This window comes from Actinoalloteichus hoggarensis (assembly GCF_002234535.1).
Classification (GTDB): Bacteria; Actinomycetota; Actinomycetes; order Mycobacteriales; family Pseudonocardiaceae; genus Actinoalloteichus_A; species Actinoalloteichus_A hoggarensis.
Window position 1 is genome coordinate 4,079,336 of sequence record NZ_CP022521.1, and the last position, 21,128, is coordinate 4,100,463.

The window sequence follows — 21,128 nt, forward strand, 5'->3', positions numbered from 1 at the left end:
GCCGTCGGAAACGGCGTCTCCACCGCCGGCGCACCACGCGGTCACAGGCCGGGAATCACGGAGCCGCCGGTACTCCGGCGACTCCCACCTCCGGAACGCCCCCGTCGCCGCCGTCGTGATCGGTGACGGGGACACGTTCCGCACCGGATGCATCGGCGTCTCATTCGCCGGTGGATCGCGCGCCGAGGACGTCGGCGTCGCGTCGCGGGAGCGGTGCCCGGAGTGCGGGGATCAGGGCGACGGTGACCGCGACGGAGGCGATCGCCATGATGCCCATCGCCGTCGCAGGCGAGGTGAACTGTGCGACGGCACCGGCGAGGACCGCGCCCACGCCCTGCATGCCGAGGGTGCCGGAGGAGTCCAGCCCCAGGGCCTGGCCGCTGAGTTCGGGCGGCGTGACCGCCATCAGGCGCTCCTGCAGGAGCAGGCTCGCCGAGTATCCGATCGACGCGAGGACGACGGCCGTCACAGCCAGCGGCGGGCCCGGGTGCAGGAAGAAGATGAGGTACGGGACGGCCAGCAGCAGCCGCAGGGGAATGCTGAGCTGGTTCTTCCACCGCCGTGAGACGAACCGGCCGATCAGGGTGTCCCCGGCGAGCATCCCCACCGCGGCGCAGGCGAAGAGGAGACCCGCATGGCCCGGCGCGTAGGGGACGAAGAGGGACTCGCAACCGACGATCAACCCGTTGGGCACCCACAGGGCCAGGTAGACGTGGCGGCGTGGCTTGGAGGACCAGAGCACGGCGGTGTTACGCCAGGTCTCGGCGACAGACGGTCGACCGGCCGCCCGCGGCGGGCGGCGGGTGAGGCCGAGTCGTGCGACCACCGCGGCGACGAGATAGAGGGCGCAGCCGACGAGCAGCGTGCCTCGTGGGGTCAGGAACGCCACGAGGACGCCCCCGAGCGCGAATCCGCAGATATGCGTGACTCCGACCGACATGTTCACGACCGAACGCCCGAGTAGATAACCCTCGTCGGTGAGGAGTTCGTTGAGCAGTCCGTAACGCACACCGCCGTTCAACGAGCCGAGCAGTCCCAGCACCATCAGCAGCGCGAAGACTCCCCACACCGGTAAGCCGGGAACGGCCTGGGCCGCGGTGCCGATGCTCGCGAGCAGCGCCAGCCCCACCAGGGTGACGCGGGGAGGCAGTCGATCGGCTGCGGACAGCAACGTGAGGGCGCCGATACCCTGCGCCAGGGAAGGACCGAACATGGCGAGCGAGGAGAGCAGCGGAGAGTCGGTCACCTCGTAGATCAACGTTCCCAGGGCGAGCTGGCTCACCGTCATGGCCGCGATCTGCACGGAGACGGTCAGGAAGAACGGGCTGAACTCCGGTGTCCGGAACAGTTCTCCATAGGTGCGCATGGCTGAACTCTTGACGACGCCGCCGCGCAGCGGCCACTGTTTCTCATGGGGGCGAAACAATGGGCTGGTGGCGCATCAACACGGATTCTCTCGCGGGAAGCCGATTCGTCGTCTCCGCGTTGGCCGAGGCCACCGCGAGTCTGCTCACCTTGGAGCGGGGAACGGCGGCGCACCCCGGCGAACGCGCGTGGCTCGACGTTCACCAGAGTGCCTACCGGAAGCTGCTGACCGACGACCCGATCACCGCCCTGTTGGTGCGGGGCGGGTTCGCGCGCCGCTGGATGGCGGACTTCCTCACCCCCACCCCGCTGGGGGAAGGCGAGCAGCCGTTCGCGGAGGAGCTGCGCGAGCTGCGGAGGACCCCGCCCGATGCGGCCCGCGCCGACCTCACCGTGTCGCTGCGTGGTCCGCTGCCCGGTGAACTGGACCGCCCCGACCTGCCGGATCGTGCGGCCGACCTGCTGGAATGGGTATGGAACGAGACCGTGCTGCCCTACTGGCCCCGGCGTCGGCGGATCATCGAGGCGGACATCGTCGCTCGGGCACGGCAACTGACCCGAGGCGGCTGGGCGGCCGCCCTGGACGATCTGCGTCCGGGGATGCGTTGGCTTGGCGACGGCAGGCTGCAGATCAACGCCTATCGTCATCCTCCACAGCAGATCTCCGGTGCGAAGGTGTTGTTCGTTCCCGTGACGTCGCGTCAGGGCTGGGTCTCCTGGGACAAGCCGCGGCGTTACGCCGTGACCTATCCGTGTCACGGACCGTTGGTCGAGGCGGATCGGGCACCGGCCCCCCGGGCCTTGCGTGCCCTGCTCGGAACCACGCGAGCCGACCTGCTCATGCTGCTCGACACGCCGAAGAGCACCACGCATCTCGTGGCGTTGACCGGGCAGGCCCTCGGCTCGGTGGGACGTCACCTGAAGGTTCTGCGGGACGCACGCCTGATCTGGCGGCGACGCGCCGGGCGGTCGGTGCTCTACTACCGCACCGACGCCGGCGAGTTCCTGGTCGAGGCGCAGCAGGACCGCTGAGCGTCGGTGGGGCCGGGTCCGCCCGGCGGGAGCCCGTGCCGCCCTGGTAGGCGGCGGCATCCCGCCCGAGCTCAGGTGACGTCGAGACCCGTCTCCCGCATCCAGGTGTCCACTTCCAGCAACGGAGTGAGCAGGTGCGCGGTGCTCGCATGGGTCATGGTCGAGTGCTGGTCGGCGGCCAGGCTGAGCACTCGATCGTGGTCGAGCAGGCCGGACAGGGGTGACGAGGAGTCTGCCACCAGCTCTCGGACGGCGGTCCGGGCCAGCGTCTCCTGACGCGGGTCGTGCATGGCCGGGTACGCGCTCTTCCTGCGGTTCAGGATCTCCGGCGGCAGCAGGTCCGCGGCGGCCATGCGCAACAGGCTCTTCTCCCTGCCGTCGGCCGCCTTCATCGACCACGGCACGTTCCACACGTACTCCAGCAGGCGGTGATCGCAGAACGGCACCCGGACCTCGAGTCCCACCGCCATGCTCATCCGGTCCTTGCGCTCCAGCAGGGTGAACAGCGGACCTTGCAGGCTGAAGAACAGCACCTCGCGCATCCTGGCGTTCAGCCTGTCCTCGCCGGGCAACCGGGGTACCTGGGAGCGCAGCGTCGCGTAGCGGTCGGCCTCGAACTCGGCCGGACGCAGCGCCGCCCGGAGATCGGGAGAAAGGCAGTCGGCCAGCCGGGGAGCGTCGCCCAGCCAGGGGAACCCGTCACGCCACACCAGGTCGGAGGCGTGGAACCACGGGTAGCCGCCGAAGATCTCGTCGGCGGCCTCACCGGAGAGCGCGACCGTGCACCGCTCCCGCAGTGCGGCGAACATCGAGTACATCGAGGTGTCGAACTGTCCGAGGCTGGGCAGGTCCCGCGCCCGGCGCGCGGCGGGCGCGGCAGCCGCGAGATCAGCGGCGGTGAGCACGACCTCGACGTGCTCGGTGCCGAGATGCCGCGCGGCCGACGCGGCGTAGGGGGCGTCGCGCTCCGGTCGCAGCGCCGTCGGCCGGAAGTCGTTCTCCTCGCCCTCGAATCGAACGGAATAGGTGATCAGCGGCCCTTCGCCGTCGCGGCGCATGCGGCGCATCGCCATGGCCGCGACCACACTGGAGTCCAGGCCGCCGGAGAGCATCGCCGCCCGGGGGACGTCCGCGACGAGCTGCCGTTCGACCGTGTCCTCCAGCAGATCCCTGATGGTGCTCAGCGTCGTGTCGAAGTCGTCGGTGTGTGGTCGACTGGACAGCCGCCAGTAGGGAGTCTCGTGGCAGCCCCGCCGATCGATGCGCACGGTGTGGCCGGGTTTCACCTCACGCAGCCCGCTGATCGGAGTCTCGCCGGGGAGCGCGAGACGCGAGTTCAGCAGGATGGGCAGTGCCTCCGTGGTCAGCGACGCCTTGAACGACGGATTCGCCAGGATGCCCTTCGGCTCGGAGGCGAGCAGCACGCCGTCGGGTGTCGGCGCGTAGTAGAGCGGTTTGACGCCGAGGCGGTCGCGGACGAGCACCATCGCGTCGAGAACCGAGTCCCACACCGCGAAGGCGAACATGCCGTTGAGCCGTTCGGCGCAGTCCGCACCCCATTCCAGGTAGGCGTGCAGCACCACTTCGGTGTCCGACCGGGTTCGGAACTCATGGCCGAGTGCGATCAGTTCCGCACGCAGCTCGACGAAGTTGTAGATCTCTCCGGCGAAGGCGAGCACCACGGGCATTCGCTGTGGACCGACCTCCGAGATCATCGGTTGGGCACCACCGGCGAGGTCGATCACCGACAGCCTCCGATGCCCCAGTGCCGCATGTCGGCCGAGCCACGTTCCCCGGCCGTCGGGGCCGCGATCCTCCATGGTGTCCGTCATCGTGTCGAGAATCCGCTGCTCGCCACGCAGGTCCCTGGCGAAGTCCAGCCAGCCGACAAACCCGCACATCCGCTGCTCCCCTCGTGGCCGGTGCGCGCGAGCCGCGACACCGTCCTTCTTGGAACTCCCCGCACCGCATCGGATCGACGCCTCGATCCGCGAGGCTGGACGGCGCACACGTCGCCCCACCGGTCGCCGAATCCCAGGAATCGCCGTCGTCCACCGCCCACGAACGAGGCTGCCGGACCTATACCGCGACCACGGCGTTGTCCAACGCCCCGTGGCCGTCCATGCTGATGATCCCGACCGCTCCCGTGGTGAAGAACCGCGCCCAGAGGCCGCCGGGCCGTCCGCCGAAGAGGAAGGGGCTGAGCACGGGTGCGACGGCGATCTCTCGCGGCTGTTCGACCCCGTCCTCGACGACGAACAGCGGACAGTGCTGAGCATGAACGTATTCCTGGACGATGGAGTCGCCCGCCGCGGCGGCACCCTCGACGAGGCTCGTCCACCGTTCGGACGAGGTGTCCCTGCCAAGGAAGACCTGCTGGCCCTGCAGGCCGATGCCCCGCTTGAGCACGAGGTCCTCGCGGTATCGGATGGTGTGGGCGAGCAGGTCGACCGGCTTCCCGGCGTGGGTGGTGCGGCGGTCGGTGAGGATCCGGGTCCACGGCAGGTACCTGTCGACGAGCGCACGGTCGGCGGCGGACATCCACGGCCGTCCCTCGGACACCATGCCCATGACCAGCTTGTTGGCGACCAGTTCCGCGGTCTGCGGGGCCAGCAGCAGGCATCCGTTCTTCGAGCCCGCCGGACCGGCTCGATGCTGATGCCGAGTTCGTCCCATTCGGAGACCGTGAAGTGGCGCAACCCCAGGGGATAGCGCAGGCCCGGGGGCCCGTCCCAGAGCTGGTCCAGTTCCTCGGGCTCGACGTGGCGGGCGCTGAAGCCTCGCCGGTTCAGGTAGTCGACCTCCACGTCGAAGTAGTACGTGGAGTCGGTGTGCTGGAGATCGCGGACAGTGGCGAGCCACGCGAGCCTCGGGGGCAGCGCCAACTCGTCGCACACGTCGGAGAACAGCGCGGCACGGGCGGCGAACGGATCGTGGAACGAATAGGGCAGCCCGCCGTCCGGTCGCTCGTAGAGCGTGCGCCACGCCTTGTACAGGCAGTGCAGCGGGACGGCACCGCCGAATCCGCCGCTGACGTTGAACTCGAGGAAGCGCGGACCGTCCGGACCGATCACGATGTCCGGTCGCGCCATGCAGTCCGCGTAGCGCTCCTCCAACCCGGTGTCGTCGAGGAAGAGGGGGTAGTCGTGTTCGGTGCTTCCCAGGACCGCCATCCGGCCCTGGGAGGTGGGCGCGATCTCCAGCACGGTCCGGCGCAGCAGGTCCAGCAGGGCGCGGGCGGCCCGGAAGATCTCGGCGTAGGACGTCCGGGTCAGTGCGAAGGGAGCGGCGGGAAGGACGGTGTGCGGCGCGTTGCCGAGTTCGCTGATCTCGCCGCGGACGGTGTCGCGGATGTGGTCGGCCGGTGCGGGCGGGGGCAGGCGGAGTTCGCCGAACCAAGGGTGGGGCATCGACTGCGACTCCAATCGTGGTGGGTGCCGAGCCTCGTTCGCTACAGCTCGTCGAGGTCGGTGATCGACGTTCCGGTGATCCCCGGCGAGCTGTGCGGGATGTCCGACCGGAGGTCGTTCGCCTTGTCGTGGAAGTACTTCGCGACCAGAGAACCGTCGGGCCCTTCGGCGAGGACGGGATTGTTCACCAGGAAACGGCGTACCGACGGTGTCAGCGACTTCAGCCGGATGAGCATCCGCAGATCGCCGAAGATGTTCGCGGGGATGATCGCCGTGGTTCCGAACCGCTTCTTGTACTGGAGGGTTCCCTTGGTCAGGAACGGTTCGCAGCCTTGGAAGTCGACGATGTCGATGTCGTCCGCCTCGGCGGCCCAGTCGAGGATCGCGTGGTAGACGTAGTTCTGCGCGCCCGCGGAACGGTACCGGTCGTCGCCTGCCTTGACCCCGATCAGCCGAGCGTTGAGCGTGCGGCTCCGCCTGTCGATCTGGCTGACGCTCCCCGACACCCACTCCCCCGACTTGTGCACCCGGAACAGCACGCCCTCTCGGAAGAGAGTGCGAAAGGCCTTCTCCTCCGCCACACTCCTGGCGTTGCCTCCGTACCGGTTGTGCATGGTCGGCACATGCATGTTCCGGTAGAACTCGAAGAAGTGTTCGTCCTGATGGGACACGTCGTAGCCGAAACCGTCCTTCTCCGCCTGCCTGCGCCGTCTCACCTCGCGACGCGAGAGCCGCGACAGCACGTCCTGGGCGCCGCGACTGGTGTCCACCACCTGGTGTATTCGGGACACGGCCCGGATGTCGCCAGGCTCGGCGAGCTTGTTCACCACGTCGGTGGGGGCGACCAGGACCGCCACGTCCGCGTCGATCGAGGACCACCGATCGGCGAGGTCGGGAAACTCTCCGATCGGTTCGGTCCGCTCCCCGGACTGCCGAACCAGGAACTGGTCCTCGACGAACGGCGCGATGTAGGTCAGTCCCTCCTTGACTCCCAGGTAGGCGGTGCCTGCCCGCTCGCGGAGTTCGGTGATCCCCGAGTTCTCCCGGATGAAGTGGCTGGGGCTGTCCGTCATTGCCGAGACCAATCTGCGATCCGTTACGTGTGGGCCCTGTCGAGCACGGCGTCGAGCACCTGCGCCGCGCCGTCCACATGGTTGATCCACTCGGACGGGAGGGGCGTGTAGTCGTCGCGGCCGTACGTGCCGGAGGCGTGAATGGTCACGCCGTCGGCGTCCCGCAGCAGTCCGCGGTCGATCGCGTTCAGCACTCCGGTCACGGCCATGACCAACGACCACTCGGTGAGGTCACGGGGGTCCTCGGGGAGCGGCACCGCGCTCGCCCTCAACAGCGCGCGGCATTCCGCGTACCGGTCCATGCATTCCAGCAAGGACACCACGACTCCCGTCCCGCCATGGGCGGAGACGAGTCCGCTCATCTCGGCGGCCGTGGCCGGTTCGTGGGTGTAGAAGGTGTGCTCCAGCGTCTCCTGCGGAGACCAGGTGCGGTGGGGGAAGTGGTCGGAGCGGTCTTGAACCCACACGCCGTCCGGCCGCATGGCGTACGCGGGCACGTTTCCGCGGTCGAACGAACCCTCCACCGAGTGCAAGACCATGTCGCACGTCGCCAGGTGCTGGACGAGCAGGAACGACGGGTCCGCGACCGCGTGGCCACGCTCTTTGAGCACCTCGATGCCGCTGGCGTAACCCAGCAGGCCGAAGGCGCTGGACACCGCGTGGGCGTGCACGGTGCGCAGGTCGGTGCGTCCGGCGAGGCCGAACTCGAAGTCGTACAGGGCCCGCACGATGTCGGCGACCCGGTAGTTCTCCAGGCGAAGCGAGTGCCAGAGCCGGATGCGGTCGAACCCGCTGTCGACGTAGAGGCGCGTGAACTCCCGGCCCACCTGCTTCACGGCTTCCGGCGGCGCGTCGTCGAGGACGAACACCGGGTTGAGCCGCCGCAGCTCCGCGTCCTCGGACAGGATCGAACGACGCAGCTTGCCCGTCGTCTGCGCGGGAGTCAGCGTCACGACCCGCAACTGGTCGGGTTCCACCAGACCGGCGGTCAGGGCGCGGGCGACGGCGTCGCGGAGTGCGACGGCCTTGTTCCCCGACGACGGCGAGAAGAGGATCACCGGCTCCCCGGTCTCCCGGATGTGGTTGACCGCGCGTGCCACGATGATCAGCGAGGCGAACGTCTTGGTGGTCTGCGTCCGCGGGTTCTGCCTCAGATCGAGCAGCCGCACCGGCAGTCCCCGGACGTCACCGAGTTCGTAGAGGCCCGCGGTGGCAGGCGACAGGAACTCGACGACCTTGTCGTCGAGCTCGGGCAGCCGCATCGACGGTTCGAAGTCGACACTCGACGCAGGCGGCTCGGAGCGGGCGGCGAACTCGGCGAGCAGGTCGTAGTAGCGGGTGAGGAGACTCCTGCTGTCGCACGTGATCAGCGAGCGAGAACCAGTGGCGCGATGCTCGTGAACGGTCACTCTTGCCCCTACACCTTCGTGATCGTCGTCGACTGGATGTGCTGGCGGAACCGGCGTTGGTGTTCCCCGAGGTCGGCGCTCACCCGCGGTGGCACCGCGGAGTCGTATGCGGAGAGGACGCAGTGGATGAACACCGGTGTCGTGCGATGAGCCAGGACGTCGGACAGCACGGCGGCGAACGTGTCGTCCTCCGCCACCCGGAAGACCTGGTCGTATCCGCAGACACGAGCCCACGCCGCGAAGTCGGTCCTCCCCGACGGTGTGCTCTGGCCGCCCGTCGAGGCGTACCGACCGTCGTCGAGGACCACGTGGAGGAGTCCGAGATCCGGCATCGCACCGGCGGTGACCAGCCCGGCCGGGTTCATCAACAGGCTGCCGTCGCCGTCGACGACCACGGTCGGGCCGCCGGTCGCCAGGGCGACCCCGGTCGCGATGGAGGTGGCGAGTCCCATCGATCCCGTCATGTAGAAGTGGCTCGGCCGGTCCGCTATGTCCTGGGCGATGCGGCACGAATAGCCCGTGGTGAACACGATGGGCTCGCTGGTGGTCGCCGAGATGATCGCTCGGATCGCCGAGGTCTTGTTCACGCCTGCCACCCGAACAACGTCGGGGGGACGAGCAGGGCGGCCGGTCGGTGCCGTCGGCCGACCAGGTCGCGCGCCCACTCGACCTGGGCGGCCGGCGCGTCCGCACGGAGCTGTTCGGTGGGGATGCCGCAGGCGTTGAGCAGCGGCTCGGTGAGGCGCCCCATCACGAGGTTCTCCGAGGTCCTGTCGGGGAGCACGCCGCGGAGGCTGACGATCAGCAGCATCGGGATCTCGTAGGGGACCACGAGCGAGGCCAGCGCGTTGAGCGACTGCCCCAACCCGGAGTTCTGCATCATGACCACCGGCGACCGGCCGGCCATCGCCGCCCCGGCCGCCATCCCGATCGCGTTGTCCTCCCGGGGGACCGTGCGCAGTCCGCAATCCCGCTCCACACGTTCGTAAAAAGGTGCCAGAATCCCGCAAGGCGTGCCGAAGAAGGGGCCGAACCCGCTTTCGGCCAACGAGAGGGACAACTCGGAAGACGGATTCTCCAGGAACATCTGCGACGTCACGAAAGACTCCTCAGTGGAATCCGGGGGCGCGATCCCCCGCGCCGGATAACGGGCGGGATCGCCAGGAGGACTCCCGGACGCACCCGCAACGGGCACCGATGAACGGTTTCACGAGTCGTCGTTCTCCGCGTTCCTCGTGCCGACCGTCGGCGTCCGTGAGATGTGGCAGCCTGCGACCTCCCCCTTCTGATGCTCGCAGCATCTCCCCAGACGCGAAGCGCACGTCGGTCGACCACGCCGATCTCAGCGTGACCGCGACAGCTCTTCCGGATCCCCGACAGACGAACATCGGAAGCTGCGAACGACGCTAGTGGGCGTCCGCAACCTTGGATAGGTCCGTTCGGGCCAATCTGACCCGTTGTCGGAGTAATTGATTCACCCTCGAAACCCGCCGAATTCCTGCGTCCATCACAGAACGGAGCTCTGCATGTCGCATTCGACTTCGGCGACGAGATCCTACAATGCGGGACCCTATTGCCGACACGCGTGGTCTCTGTCCTCGACCATCGCACCGCGGTCGTTGAAAAATGAAACGTCTACCCGTCGGGCCGGCGGGCTCCACCGCTGAACCCGCTGTCGGACGACAACGTCCGACGGCCGGCCGATCACTCTGACAAGCGAGCTGACCAGCGAGTTCCGACGTGCTCGCGACCGACCGGGGAACGGCGGGCGACGAGTGGAATCTGAAGGCGGCGTCACTCCCGGCCCTGCGGGGACGATCCAGGACGACGACGGGAACCCGGCCGGATTCGCCATCGACGCCACCGGACGGCTGTGGTCGACTGGACGGGTCTCGACCGGGCCGACTCCGCGCCGGACGGAATATCAGTGAGAACCCACACTCGGCGCCGAGTCGCCATCAGGAGCGCGGCGACTTCCACTTCGTCACCAGAACGGAGACCGGAACACCGCGAGAAAATCTGCTACCCAGAACATCCGTCGGGAATACCACCTGGCAGGAGCCGAATCCGACCACGCCGTACGACCCGCTGCCACCCCCGACCCGACGGTACGGTCACCGTCCTCGCCGTTCACGACGATTCCGTTCGAAATGCGAGACCTGCCCATGGAATTCGGCCTCCCGGCGATTCCACACCAGAGCGAGCCGCCATCCGCGAGGACACGGAGGTACGCGACGGAGGTACGCGGAGGAGCGATGTCACCGAGTACGCATTCGTGGCTCTGACAGCGGGTTCGTCGTAAGCCCCGTACCCGCGGCGTGCCGCGGCAGCCCGGTCCCGATTCCCCGCGCGAAGGACATCGCACCAGCCGAAGTGGTGTGACCGGATCCGCCGCAGGACTGCCGGGCCTGAATCGTACGTGTCACAGGCTGCATCGGGCGTCGGCGGGCGGGGATTCGAGGTCGAGGAGATAAGCGTCGACCACGTCGTCCACGCACTCGCTGCCGCCGAGGAGGTAGGCGCCGTGCTGCCTGCCGTCGACGGTGAGCAGGCTTCCACCGAGGGCTCGAGCCATCGCGATGCCGCCCTCGTGCGGCGTCGCGGGATCACCGGTGACCGACACGACGAGCGTGTCGGGGAGGTCGCCGACGTCGGCGAGCCAGGGCTCCTCGCGTGTGGGCGGCGCGGGCCACGCCTCGCACTCGCTGTGGTAGATCCCCGCCGTGAACACGTCGAGGTCGAACATCGGCGCGACGTCTCCGACCTGGCGTGCGAAGGCGGTCTGCTCCTCGGGCGTCAGGCGGGGCGAGTCCATGCAGCGCACGGCGATGTTCGTGTCGAGGTCCAAGCCGTAGGCGCCGTCCGGGGTGCGGGCGTGGGAGGCGTCGCGCAGGGCGAGCATCTCGTCGGCCTGCCCGGCGTCGAGCGCGGTCAGGGCGGAGATGATCTCGGGCCACCTCCGCTCCGAGTACAGGCCGCCGGTGATGCCGAGGTAGACGTCCCAGACGCTGACGGCTCGGCCGTCGGCCGTCGGCGCGGGCGTCTCGATGAGGGGCCGCACGATCTCGTGCAGGCGGTCGTTCGCCGCCGCGGGATCGGCGCCGAGTACACAGTCGGGCGATTCGGCGCAGAATGCGGCGAGGTCGTCGAACCGGGCCTGCACGCCGGTGAACGAGGACAGGCGGAACTCGCTCGCCGTCAGGTCGGGCGAGACGGCCCCGTCGAGCACGATCGCGCGGACCTTCTCGGGGTAGGCGGCGGCGTACATGGCGCCGAGCTCGCTGCCGTAGCTGTAGCCGAGATAGGTCAGCTCGTCATCGCCGAGCACAGCTCGTATGACGTCCATGTCGCGCACGACGTTCGTCGACCCGGCGTTGACCAGGTTCGCGACGCCGCCAGAGCCGTCGGCGCAGCGCTCCGCGAGCTCGACCGCCTCCTCGGAGCTGGTGACGTCGTACACCGCGCCGAACCGCGGCACGTCGCCTGCGTCGTACTCCTCGTCGGTATAGCAGTCGAGCGCCGGTGTCGACGACCCCGTCCCGCGAGGATCGAAGCCGACGATGTCGAAGCGCTCGGCGACCGGGCCTGCCTGCCACAGCGACACGGTCGACGCGACGAAGCTCGTGCCGGAGCCGCCCGGGCCGCCCGGGTCGATCAGTAACGAGCCCTCGGCCTCGCCCGATGCCGCCAGGCGCAGGAGCGCGATCCGCGCCTTCTCGCCCTCCGGATCGCCGTAGTCGAGCGGCACCTCCACCGAGGCGCACTCGAGCGCGGGATTCGCGAACAGCTCGGCGTCCGCCGTGTTCGTCGCGGTCTCCTCGCACCCGCCCCAGTCGAGCTCCTGCCCGAGGTAGGCGCCGAGGTCCGTGCCCGTGTCCGAGTTCGGGTCCGGTGGTGGAGAAGCGGGCGCGCAGCCGGTGAGCAGGACGAGCGTCGACGTGGCGGCCGCGACGAGCCCGGTCGCGAGGCGCCGGGATCGGCTCGGGAGTCGAAGGGGTGATCGCATGCGTTTCTCCTCCGTCACGCCGCGGTCGAGTACGAGGGCGCGGCGATGGTGGCGGGTGTTCTTGGTCGAGGGCCTGCCGTCCAGGCGCCGTGCCGGTCGCTCACGGCTCATGTCGTCGGGCTCGCGTGGAGGGGCACCGCCACGAGGTTTATTTAGCACGTCCATGCTAGGAAAAGTAGCATGCGAATGCTAGAAGCGCTAAGGTGGAGGCATGCCCAAGAGAGTCGACCCGGATGTCCGCCGGGAGCAGGTCGCCGACGCCGTGATCGACGAGATCACCGCGCACGGGCTCCGCTCGGTGACCCTCGCGCGGATCGCCACACGCACCGGCCTGGCCGTGGGAAGCATCCGGCACTACTTCGGCGACACCGTCCGCGAGGTCATGCGCTTCACCCTGGGCGTCCTCATCCAGCGCGCCGTGCGCCGCGCCGCGACGCTGTCCGGCGACCCGACGACCCGGATCGCCGACGTCATCACCTTCGCCGCGCCCACCAGTGAACAGGAGCGCAAGGAGAACATCGCCCTCGTCGAGTACCGGGTCATGGCGCGCACGGACCCGGAGCTGGCGGCCGACCTCGCGACGACCTCCCTCGCGGGCACGGAGCTGATGCGCTCGCTGCTGCGTGATGCGCTGGCCGACCGCACGATCGACGAGGAGGCGCTGCACCGCGAGGCGCTCCTGTTGTTCGCCCTGATCGAGGGCTTCTCGTTCAGTTCGGCGCTGTTCTCCGCCCCACTACGCGAGACGGACGTCCACGCCGTCGTGACGGCGACCCTGCACCGCCTGCGCGACGCCTGCCCGCCCTCCGACGACTCCGTCGCGGACGCGGCCGGAGACCCCGAGGGACCCGAGAAGAAGGCACGGGGCCGCGGCTAGCACAGCGCGATTCGGACCGCGGCGCCCACGCTCGCCGCGAACACCCGGGCGCCCTGCGGCGTGTCGTCGCCGAGGCTGCGGGCGATCGCGTCGGCGAGAGGAAGCTCGATCGCGCCTGCGGTGTCGATGAATGCGTCGCGCGGCGCAGGCCGAGTCATGATCGGCGGCGGCGCGTCGCGATGGTGCTCGCCACTGAAAGGCCGCGCGAGCCCCTGCCCCAGAGGGTGGGATCGGCCGGGACGACTCCCACGAACCCACCGAGTCACGCAGGACGGACGCGCACCAGACGGACGTGATCGAGCAGGCCGGCGCGGCGAACAGGCCGTCGGCACGAGGTTCGGGCCCGGCCGGCTCGGCTCCGGCATCGGCTGCTGGACTTCGAGTGCCCGAACGACGGTCGACGGCCGCCGAGGACGACACATCTCCTGCGGCCGCATGCCGACCGGATCACCCGCGTCGCCTCCGTGATGACGAGTCCGGCTTCGTGAACACACTGGCTGACAGCACGAAGAACGCGGTTCGACGTCGAGGAACACGCCGTCCCGATCGACGGGCCTGCGCAGGCGTGCTGGTCCCGTCGGGCTGCTCCGCGGCGGGACGGCTGTACCGACGCCACCTCGCCCGAGCGGTGGTCGGCCACGTCCTGGCTCGGAGACGGCGCGTCCGCCCGACGGCGTCTGCGGCCGCCCCCGAGGCGCTCCACGACCTGCCGGTCGCCCGCCCGAACGCCCGCACCCCGTCCGGGCGCGACGACGTCGGCGGGGAAGTCCGGCGGCCGGAACGTCCTCGGAGAGTCGGACGGACGCCGCATCATGATCCCGGCGGCGACGTGACCCGTCGTCCGGCGGGAGTCACGAGCGACACCGGTCACCCGCCGCGCCGGATGCGCGCCGTTCCGTCCTTCGCCACGGAGGCCTGACGACGATGACGTACGAGATCCTGAGTGTGGCGGTCAGCATGGCCGCGATCGCGGCCCTGGCTGTCGGCGGACTCGCCATGGTGCGCCGGAACCCGCCCGCCCCGGACGCCGGGCGACGACCGTGTGCCGAGTGCGGACACCTGCCGTCCGAGCACAGGCGGGCCCGGTCGCGGTGTCGGGTGGCGGTCGGCGGACGAAGCGACCGGTACGACGGCGGCGGCAACTGGATCGGCTGGTGGGGCGAGAGGTACTGCGATCGCACCGGCTACCGCGAATGACGGGGTGGATCGACGTCTCTCGGCTGCCCGCGTCCGGTGTCACGGCGGCTCGTCGTGCCGAGTCCGCAGGCGATGCGCGAGGCGCGAGGCGCGCACTCACGCCGACGGGCGCTCGACCAGACGGGCGCTCAGCCAGACCGGTGTCCGCTGTGCGACCTCACGACGGAACACGCGGCGCGTACAGCATGATCCAGTGGTCGGGTTCGGGGTCGTGAAGCATCTCGGTGTCGACGCTGACCCACCCGAGGGAGGGATGCCGCAGTCGCTTGAAGGCGGAACGCCATGCTCCGATCTCGCCCTGCTCCCATCGGGCGCGAAACGCGGCGCTGACGGCGACCAGCTCGTCGAACAGCGAACGCAGGTACTCGTCCTCCGGATAGCGGCCGAGCGCCGTGCGCAGTTCGGAGACCGCGACGCGGGTGAACTGCTCGACGCCGTCGTCATCGAGCAGATCACGCAGTCCTGAAGCGGTGAAGCACTGATAGACGATGTTCCGACCGTACGGACCCTCGCCCCGCAGCGGCCCCAGCAGCCCTGCCGCGTCGGCGTTGAGTGCGAGCACATCGAGGCGCCCGTCGTGAACGGTGGCGGGCATGACGCCTTCGAGGCTGTGCAGCAGCCGCAGGATTCCGGGACGAATCCGGTGATCGGGGGCCGTCGGGAGCGGCGCCGACTCGCCTGCGAGTCGGAACAGGTGGTCCCGTTCGGCCTTCGAGAGGCCGAAGGCACGCGCCAGGGCGGCGAGGACGTCACGCGAGGGCCGCGTGGCGCGCCCCTGTTCCAGACGGATGTAGTAGTCGACCGACAGTCCCGCGAGGTCGGCGAGTTCCTGTCGCCGAAGGCCGGGGACCCGGCGATGGGATGTGGGGGCGACGCCGGGACGGCTCGGCGGCGTCATCTCGGCGCGTCGGTGCCGCAGATAGCCGCCCAGATCCGACCGCGTGTCTCGCACCATGGCGGCTATTGTCCCTCGCCCGAACGGTGCCGCCGGACCCTGTGCGTGGTCCTGCCGATACCAGGTTCGACGGGATCTCCCCGGCCTGCCGAGGCTCCAGCACAGTCGGTGCCTGCGGCAGGAGCCACACGCTCCGCCGCCGGATACGGCCCGATCGTCACACCGCGAGGAGCGAACAGATGGACGAAGCGAAGCGAACCCTGATCATGACCGGTGCCACCCGTGGGATCGGTCTGGAGGCCGCCCGCGACATCCTGCGGCGCAGCCCCGAGACGCGACTGGTGATCCTCGCCCGGGCGGGTTCGGGCGCCGAGGTGCTCCCCGGTCTGCGGGCGATCTCCGCGCAGGTCACGGTGATCGACACGGATCTCGCGAGCAAGGCGAGCATCGCCGCGGCCACCGCGCGCGTCGAGGACCTGCTCGACGCGGGCGAACTCCCGCCGCTGAGCGGCGTCGCCTACAACGCGGGCGTCCACCTCGACAACGCGCTGCACTCGACCGTGGACGGCTACGAGACGACCTTCGCCGTCAACGTGCTGGCGCCGCACCTGCTGCTGCGCAGGCTGCACCCGCATCTCCAGGCTCCCGCCCGCGTCGTCCTCACCGTCAGCGACGCCCACTTCGGCGACCTCCGACACACCGGCGGGATCATGCCTCGACCGGACTGGTCGGGCCCGGAGACGGTCTCCAGGCCCGGCGCGTTCGCGAACTCCGCGCGGGTCCGAGCCGGCCGCCGGGCCTACACCACCAGCAAGCTGGGCGGCGTCCACCTCGTTCACGAGTGGGCCCGCCGACTGCCGCGAGACGTGGAGATCCTCGCCTACAACCCCAGCCTCGTCGTGGGGACCGGGCTGGCGCGGGCGGCGGGCGGCGCATTCCCCTGGGTGATGAGCAGGCTGATCCCTCCGCTCGCGGCCACCCCGCTGGTGGACACCCCGCAGGCCGCGGGCCGCAAGCTCACCGACGTGATCCTCGGCGCCGTGCGTGCCCCCACCGGCTCCTACATCCACCGCACGCGGACCATGAGCTCGTCGCGCGAATCGTATGACGCCGACCGGGAGCGGGAGCTCTGGGAGTGGCTGGAGCGGCAGGCCTGAACCACGCGGCGGGCGGCCTCGGCCTCCGACGGGGTCATGTCGCTCCGGTGACTCCCGCGCGGACAGGCGGTGTGCCCGGCGGGTCCGCCCCCGGTGCCGAGAAACGGACGGCGGGATGATGAGAAGCACACGGTCATACGGGCGCTCCTGTCGCAGTCCGAATGTCCGAGCGAGTTCAATGACGGAATCGGGGAAAACGCGACACCGGGGACCGACCGGCCGCCCGTCATTCCCTCGGTGATCGTCCCGGTCCCCGTTCCCATGCCTGTGACCCGCATGAACGTCCTCGTCACCTCGGTCGCCACCGAGGATCGGCACGGGATCGCCTCGCTTTGTCGTTGATCGATTCCCGCGTCAGACGGGCGGAGAGGCATTCGCGGCGGACTTGTAATCTGCGTCGGTGCCCGACATCGCGGAACATCCGAATACCGATCGAACCCGTGTCCTCCCGCGCGTCGTCGTGGTGCTCGCGGCAAGCCTGCTGCTGGGCGGGCTGACCTTCTTCGCCCAGGGCTGGCTGCCCGAGGCACTCACCTCGTTCGCCAACTCGGCCAGTGGATGGACGCTGTTGACGGTGCTGCTCGTCTACGGGGCGCGGGCCTCCACCGTGCTCTCGAGCGTCCTCGGCGCGGTGAGCTTCGTGCTGCTCGTGCTCGGTTACACGTGGACGGCCGCCCTGATGGGCCTGTTCTACAGCCCCGTGCTGTTCGGCGTCGTCGGTGTCGTCGTCGGTCCCTTCGTCGGTGCCGCGGCGGCCTGGCTCCGGTCTCGCTCACAATGGCGGATCGCCTCGGCCGTCGCCCTGGTCGCGGGCATCGGCATCGGCGAGGGCGGCTACGGGCTGACGTGGATCGCGGAGACCACGAGCCCGGTCTACTGGGTCCTGATCGCCTCGGCAGGCGCCGCCCTGCTGATCGGCGTCGCGATCCGGCGGCTGCGCGAGCCGGGTGCCCTCGCCATCGCGGTCGTGGGCACGGCGGGCGTCGCGATCGCGTTCAACCTCGCGTACCGCGCGCTGGGCGGCATCGGCTGAGCGGAGAGCCTGCCACGCTCGACGTCACGGCCGCCCCCGTTCCGTGTGGCCGCCTGGTCGGAGCCGCCTGAGTCGTCTGGGCCTCTGAGCCGCCTGGGCGGTCGCCTGAGCGGTCCGGGCCGAGACCGACCTGCGATCTCGCCCTCGGACCCGCGAGCAGTGATCCGACGATGACGAGAATCCGACGACCGGAGACCGACGACCGGAATCCGGCGACAGGAGTCCGGCGGCAGGTCTCCGACGGCAGGTCTCCGACGGCAGGTCTCCGAACGGCGACGACTCCGGCCACGCTCGGGGAGGAACAGCGAAGACCGCCGGACGAGGTGATCGACCGAGTCGTCAGGAGACGTGCGGGGCGGCCTGCGGTGCCGTGGGCAGGTGCACCGTGACGACCAGTCCCCCGGCGGGCCGAGGTGCCAGACTCCAGGTCCCCCCGTGGGCGCGGATGATGCTCTGCACGATCGCCAGCCCGAGACCGACGCCCGCCTGGTCGTCGTCACGCAGGCGTTCGGTGCCGCGTCGGAACGGCTCGGTCAGCGTCGCCACCAGCTCCGGCGCCAGGGGCGGACCGGTGTTCTCCACGTGCACGACGGCCGTCGATCGCCGGGTCTCGGTGTGCACGGAGACCAGCCCGCCCGCGGGCAGGTTGTGCACGATCGCGTTCTGCACGAGGTTCGTCGTCATCTGGAGCAGCAGAGCCGCCGAGCCGATCGTCCGGGCGGACGTCCCGCCGATGTCGAGGGTGACGCCGCGCCGCGCGGCCAGCGGGAACAGCGTCTCCACCGCCTCCTCGGCGACGAGGGAGAGGTCGACGGCGTCGCGGGCGAAGGAGCGTCCGTCGACCCGGCTCAGCAGGAGCAGCGCCTCGGTGAGTTCGACGGCCCTGGAGTTGACGTTCTCAAGCCGGTCGATGAGCGCCTCGACGTCACGATCCGGGTCGTGGCGGGCGACCTCGAGCAGCGCCTGCGAGATCGCCAGGGGCGTGCGCAGTTCGTGGGAGGCGTTGGCGGCGAACCGCTGCTGCTCGGCGACGTGCGACTGGAGCCGTTCCAGCATCGTGTCGACGACGTCGGCGAGTTCGCGCAGTTCGTCCTGCGCGCCTTCGAGTCTGATCCGGTGGGACAGCGAGCCCTGCGCGGCCAGCCGGGCCGCATCGCCGATCCGGGTGAGGGGCCGGAGCATCCGACCGGCGAGGAACCAGCCGCCCGCCAGGCCGAGCACGAGCAGGAAGGACAGAACGCCGGTCGCCGCCGGGGCGAAGGCCCGGATCAGGTCGGTGCGATTGGGCACGAAGCCGCCGCGGGTGGGGATCGCCCCGTCCGGCACGTAGCGGAGCAGGAACAGCCACACGACGCCGAGCAGCAGGACGCCCGCGAGGACGAGGAGGCCCGCGTAGCTGAGGGTGAGCTTCAGTCGGATGCTCGGACCGGGACGTCTGGGCCCGGGCCGAGGCGGCGAGGACGCGTCAGGCACGCGGGCCGTCCGTCGACCCCGGTCCGCCGCCGGGGTCCATCCGGTATCCGACGCCGGGGACCGTGACGATCAGCCCCGGCTCGCCGAGGCGTCGGCGCAGCGACGAGACGGTGATGCGGACGGCGTTGGTGAAGGGGTCGGCGTTCTCGTCCCAGGCCCGCTCGAGCAGTTCCTCCGCGCTGACCACGCCGCCGTCGGCGGCGATGAGCACCTCGAGCACGGCGAACTGCTTCCTGGTGAGCGCGACGTAGCGGCCGTCGCGGTAGACCTCCCGCCGGAACGGGTCGAGTCGCAGGCCGGCGATCTCCAGCACCGGCGGCCGGAGGTGTGCACGCCGACGGTCGAGTGCGCGCAGTCGCAGCACCAGTTCGCGGATGGCGAAGGGCTTCGTCAGATAGTCGTCGGCGCCCAGGGCGAATCCGGACTCCTTGTCGTCGAGTCGGTCGGCGGCGGTGAGCAGGAGGATCGGGATTCCGCTTCCCGAGTCGACGATCGATCGGGCGACCTCGTCGCCGGAGGGTCCGGGGATGTCGCGATCCAGCACCGCGATGTCGTAGGAGTTCACGTCGAGCAGTTCCAGGGCGGTGTCACCGTCACCCGCGATGTCGGCGGCGATCGCCTCGAGCCGGAGGCCGTCCCGCACGGCTTCGGCCAGGTAGGGCTCGTCCTCGACGATCAGCACACGCATGTGAGCAGGCTAGGCGGCACCGCCTATCGTCGGCATATCCGGATTCGGATACGCCGCGGCAACGGCGGGCGACGTTCGCTGTCACGCATGAACGACAGCATTCGGACTCCCCTCGCGACGTCTCGCCGCCGTCGGATCGTCGCGGTCGCGCTGACCGTGGTCGGCGGCATGGTCGCGGTGTTCGCCGCGCTCCAGTCGCTGCCCGCCGGGCGGGCGGGCGCCGCGCCCGGCGCCTCGCTCGGCGACGCCCTGTGGTCCACCCTCCGGGGCGAGCCCACCGCGGCCGACGGCCGGATCGTCGACGGCGAGGAGCCGTCGGTGTTCGACGACGTCCCCGCGGTGTCGAAGCTGGACGCGGACCTGCTCGCCGCGCTGCGACGTGCCGCGACGGACGCCGAGGCCGACGGCGTCGACTTCTCCGTCACCAGCGGCTGGCGTTCGCCGAGGTATCAGGAGCGGCTGTTGCGGGACGCCGTGGCGACGTACGGGTCCCGGGAGGAGGCCGCCCGTTGGGTGGCGACCCCGACGACGTCCGCGCACGTGTCCGGCGACGCGGTGGACATCGGCCCGTATGCCGCGCTGGACTGGCTGGTCCGGTACGGCGCGGACTACGGCCTCTGTCAGATCTACGGCAACGAGGCGTGGCACTACGAGCTGCGGCAGGAGGCGGCCGTCGAGGGCTGCCCGCCGATGTACGCGGACCCGACCGAGGACCCCAGGATGCGGCGGTGACGTCGACCGGCGCGCTGCCGGACAGCCCGGCCGACGGGCGGGGGCGCGCCGCCTGCCACGCGGCGACGCGCCCCCGTTCCCCAGCGGCTCAGTAGACCCACAGGTGCCAGCTGCTGCCGGACCCGGCGCACTCGAACGCGCCCCAGGCCCCGATCAGCTGCCCGAACTCGCCTTCCCGGGCGCAGGCGGACTTCGAGCCGTACTCCCCCATGTACGTCGGCCGCTGTTCCGCCGCTCGCGGCGCCTCGGCGACGGTCCGCGTGCCCTCGGCGGGTGCCGCGACGGCCGCGGCTCCGGAGAACAACGTCAGTCCCGCGACGAGACCCCCGACGATCACCATGCTGCGCGAACGCTGTCGAGCTGACATGAGATTCCTCCCTGATCAATTCATGAACACGTCCCCGCCGAATCCGCATCCCGTGCCGATCGCCGATCACCGGCATCGGCCGACACTCCCCCGGGATGCGTCGTCCTTCACGCCACCGAATCGGCGGATCGTCGATGGCATGCCGGGGACGTTATGCGATGGGCCATGATTCGACACATCCTTTTCCCCTGGCCGAAAACCATCACCGAATTCGGCCGCGATCGGTGTTCGCGGGCTTATCCTCGACCGTCAGGGAATCGCGTGGGTTCTCCCGTTTGCACGCGGCAGGCACGCCGCTCGTCGGCGGCGGTGGGCGCGCCCGGCGACGGTCCTGGTGGCGGACGGCCGCGTCGATCCGGCGACATGCTCGCCGCCGATCACGCCACGGCATCGCGCTTCGTACCGGCCGCGGAC

18 protein-coding genes are annotated in these 21,128 nt (G+C 70.1%); 6 read left to right on the plus strand and 12 right to left on the minus strand.

Going from position 1 to position 21,128, the window contains the following annotated elements:
* Positions 1-160 precede the first annotated feature (160 nt).
* Positions 161-1,366, minus strand: coding sequence for an MFS transporter (locus AHOG_RS17455; protein ID WP_093942314.1), 1,206 nt, complete (start codon positions 1,364-1,366; stop codon positions 161-163).
* Positions 1,367-1,425: 59 nt separating this feature from the next.
* Here AHOG_RS17455 and AHOG_RS17460 point away from each other — a divergent pair, with 59 nt between their 5' ends.
* The gene (locus AHOG_RS17460) at positions 1,426-2,397 is read left to right on the plus strand and encodes an ArsR/SmtB family transcription factor (RefSeq protein WP_093942315.1); all 972 of its coding nucleotides are present in this window, start codon (positions 1,426-1,428) and stop codon (positions 2,395-2,397) included.
* Between the two features lie 71 nt (positions 2,398-2,468).
* Here AHOG_RS17460 and asnB read toward each other — a convergent pair whose 3' ends face one another.
* From asnB to AHOG_RS17495, 7 genes are all read right to left on the minus strand, one after another.
* Positions 2,469-4,298, minus strand: coding sequence for an asparagine synthase (glutamine-hydrolyzing) (gene asnB / locus AHOG_RS17465; RefSeq protein ID WP_093942316.1), 1,830 nt, complete (start codon positions 4,296-4,298; stop codon positions 2,469-2,471).
* A 178-nt stretch (positions 4,299-4,476) separates the two neighbouring features.
* The gene (locus AHOG_RS29525) at positions 4,477-5,073 is read right to left on the minus strand and encodes a hypothetical protein (RefSeq protein WP_211290432.1); all 597 of its coding nucleotides are present in this window, start codon (positions 5,071-5,073) and stop codon (positions 4,477-4,479) included.
* A 775-nt stretch (positions 5,074-5,848) separates the two neighbouring features.
* Positions 5,849-6,880 (minus strand): hypothetical protein, encoded by a 1,032-nt coding sequence (locus AHOG_RS17475; RefSeq protein WP_093942317.1) that lies wholly within the window; start codon positions 6,878-6,880, stop codon positions 5,849-5,851.
* A gap of 23 nt (positions 6,881-6,903) precedes the next feature.
* A complete protein-coding gene (locus tag AHOG_RS17480) occupies positions 6,904-8,289 on the minus strand; it encodes a DUF6002 family protein (RefSeq protein ID WP_093942318.1) in 1,386 nt (461 codons plus the stop codon).
* Positions 8,290-8,297: 8 nt separating this feature from the next.
* Positions 8,298-8,876 carry a thiamine pyrophosphate-dependent enzyme gene (locus AHOG_RS17485; RefSeq protein WP_157736884.1) on the minus strand — a complete coding sequence of 193 codons (579 nt, stop codon included), beginning with the start codon at positions 8,874-8,876 and terminating at the stop codon, positions 8,298-8,300.
* Complete coding sequence (locus tag AHOG_RS17490; protein ID WP_093942320.1) at positions 8,873-9,388, minus strand: thiamine pyrophosphate-binding protein; 516 nt, start codon at positions 9,386-9,388, stop codon at positions 8,873-8,875. Before AHOG_RS17490 ends, AHOG_RS17485 begins: the two co-directional genes overlap by 4 nt.
* Positions 9,389-10,711: 1,323 nt before the next feature.
* On the minus strand, positions 10,712-12,295 hold the full coding sequence (locus AHOG_RS17495; RefSeq protein WP_157736885.1) for an alpha/beta hydrolase: 1,584 nt from the start codon (positions 12,293-12,295) through the stop codon (positions 10,712-10,714).
* A gap of 211 nt (positions 12,296-12,506) precedes the next feature.
* Between AHOG_RS17495 and AHOG_RS17500 the strand changes: the two genes are divergently transcribed.
* On the plus strand, positions 12,507-13,172 hold the full coding sequence (locus AHOG_RS17500; protein WP_093942322.1) for a TetR/AcrR family transcriptional regulator: 666 nt from the start codon (positions 12,507-12,509) through the stop codon (positions 13,170-13,172).
* Positions 13,173-14,096: 924 nt separating this feature from the next.
* Positions 14,097-14,369, plus strand: a complete 273-nt coding sequence (locus AHOG_RS17510) for a hypothetical protein (RefSeq protein WP_093942324.1) — start codon at positions 14,097-14,099, stop codon at positions 14,367-14,369.
* A gap of 157 nt (positions 14,370-14,526) precedes the next feature.
* Here the strand turns inward: AHOG_RS17510 and AHOG_RS17515 are convergent, their stop codons facing one another.
* A complete protein-coding gene (locus AHOG_RS17515; RefSeq protein ID WP_093942325.1) occupies positions 14,527-15,324 on the minus strand; it encodes a helix-turn-helix domain-containing protein in 798 nt (265 codons plus the stop codon).
* Between the two features lie 179 nt (positions 15,325-15,503).
* On the opposite strand from AHOG_RS17515, the gene AHOG_RS17520 reads away from it, so the two are divergent.
* On the plus strand, positions 15,504-16,421 hold the full coding sequence (locus AHOG_RS17520; protein WP_211290433.1) for an SDR family NAD(P)-dependent oxidoreductase: 918 nt from the start codon (positions 15,504-15,506) through the stop codon (positions 16,419-16,421).
* A gap of 400 nt (positions 16,422-16,821) precedes the next feature.
* Entirely contained in the window at positions 16,822-17,454 is a 633-nt protein-coding gene (locus AHOG_RS17525) for a DUF6518 family protein (RefSeq protein ID WP_211290434.1), read from the plus strand.
* Between the two features lie 339 nt (positions 17,455-17,793).
* On the opposite strand, the gene AHOG_RS17530 is transcribed toward AHOG_RS17525, so the two are convergent.
* Positions 17,794-18,927: a sensor histidine kinase gene (locus AHOG_RS17530; protein WP_093942326.1), complete on the minus strand. Its 1,134-nt coding sequence runs from the start codon at positions 18,925-18,927 to the stop codon at positions 17,794-17,796.
* Positions 18,920-19,615: a response regulator transcription factor gene (locus tag AHOG_RS17535; RefSeq protein ID WP_093942327.1), complete on the minus strand. Its 696-nt coding sequence runs from the start codon at positions 19,613-19,615 to the stop codon at positions 18,920-18,922. Before AHOG_RS17535 ends, AHOG_RS17530 begins: the two co-directional genes overlap by 8 nt.
* 87 nt (positions 19,616-19,702) lie before the next feature.
* Here AHOG_RS17535 and AHOG_RS17540 point away from each other — a divergent pair, with 87 nt between their 5' ends.
* The gene (locus tag AHOG_RS17540; protein ID WP_245856282.1) at positions 19,703-20,347 is read left to right on the plus strand and encodes a M15 family metallopeptidase; all 645 of its coding nucleotides are present in this window, start codon (positions 19,703-19,705) and stop codon (positions 20,345-20,347) included.
* An 88-nt stretch (positions 20,348-20,435) separates the two neighbouring features.
* On the opposite strand, the gene AHOG_RS17545 is transcribed toward AHOG_RS17540, so the two are convergent.
* The gene (locus AHOG_RS17545; RefSeq protein WP_157736886.1) at positions 20,436-20,714 is read right to left on the minus strand and encodes a hypothetical protein; all 279 of its coding nucleotides are present in this window, start codon (positions 20,712-20,714) and stop codon (positions 20,436-20,438) included.
* Positions 20,715-21,128 lie beyond the last annotated feature (414 nt).

Excerpts from the sequence above, each read along its gene's own strand:
- AHOG_RS17455 (WP_093942314.1), bottom strand. The coding sequence starts at position 1,366 with ATGCGCACCTATGGAGAACTGTTCCGGACACCGGAGTTCAGCCCGTTC.
- AHOG_RS17460 (WP_093942315.1), top strand. The coding sequence starts at position 1,426 with ATGGGCTGGTGGCGCATCAACACGGATTCTCTCGCGGGAAGCCGATTC.
- asnB (WP_093942316.1), bottom strand. The coding sequence starts at position 4,298 with ATGTGCGGGTTTGTCGGCTGGCTGGACTTCGCCAGGGACCTGCGTGGC.
- AHOG_RS29525 (WP_211290432.1), bottom strand. The coding sequence starts at position 5,073 with ATGGGACGAACTCGGCATCAGCATCGAGCCGGTCCGGCGGGCTCGAAG.
- AHOG_RS17475 (WP_093942317.1), bottom strand. The coding sequence starts at position 6,880 with ATGACGGACAGCCCCAGCCACTTCATCCGGGAGAACTCGGGGATCACC.
- AHOG_RS17495 (WP_157736885.1), bottom strand. The coding sequence starts at position 12,295 with ATGCGATCACCCCTTCGACTCCCGAGCCGATCCCGGCGCCTCGCGACC.
- AHOG_RS17500 (WP_093942322.1), top strand. The coding sequence starts at position 12,507 with ATGCCCAAGAGAGTCGACCCGGATGTCCGCCGGGAGCAGGTCGCCGAC.
- AHOG_RS17510 (WP_093942324.1), top strand. The coding sequence starts at position 14,097 with ATGACGTACGAGATCCTGAGTGTGGCGGTCAGCATGGCCGCGATCGCG.
- AHOG_RS17515 (WP_093942325.1), bottom strand. The coding sequence starts at position 15,324 with ATGGTGCGAGACACGCGGTCGGATCTGGGCGGCTATCTGCGGCACCGA.
- AHOG_RS17520 (WP_211290433.1), top strand. The coding sequence starts at position 15,504 with ATGGACGAAGCGAAGCGAACCCTGATCATGACCGGTGCCACCCGTGGG.
- AHOG_RS17535 (WP_093942327.1), bottom strand. The coding sequence starts at position 19,615 with ATGCGTGTGCTGATCGTCGAGGACGAGCCCTACCTGGCCGAAGCCGTG.
- AHOG_RS17540 (WP_245856282.1), top strand. The coding sequence starts at position 19,703 with ATGAACGACAGCATTCGGACTCCCCTCGCGACGTCTCGCCGCCGTCGG.
- AHOG_RS17545 (WP_157736886.1), bottom strand. The coding sequence starts at position 20,714 with ATGTCAGCTCGACAGCGTTCGCGCAGCATGGTGATCGTCGGGGGTCTC.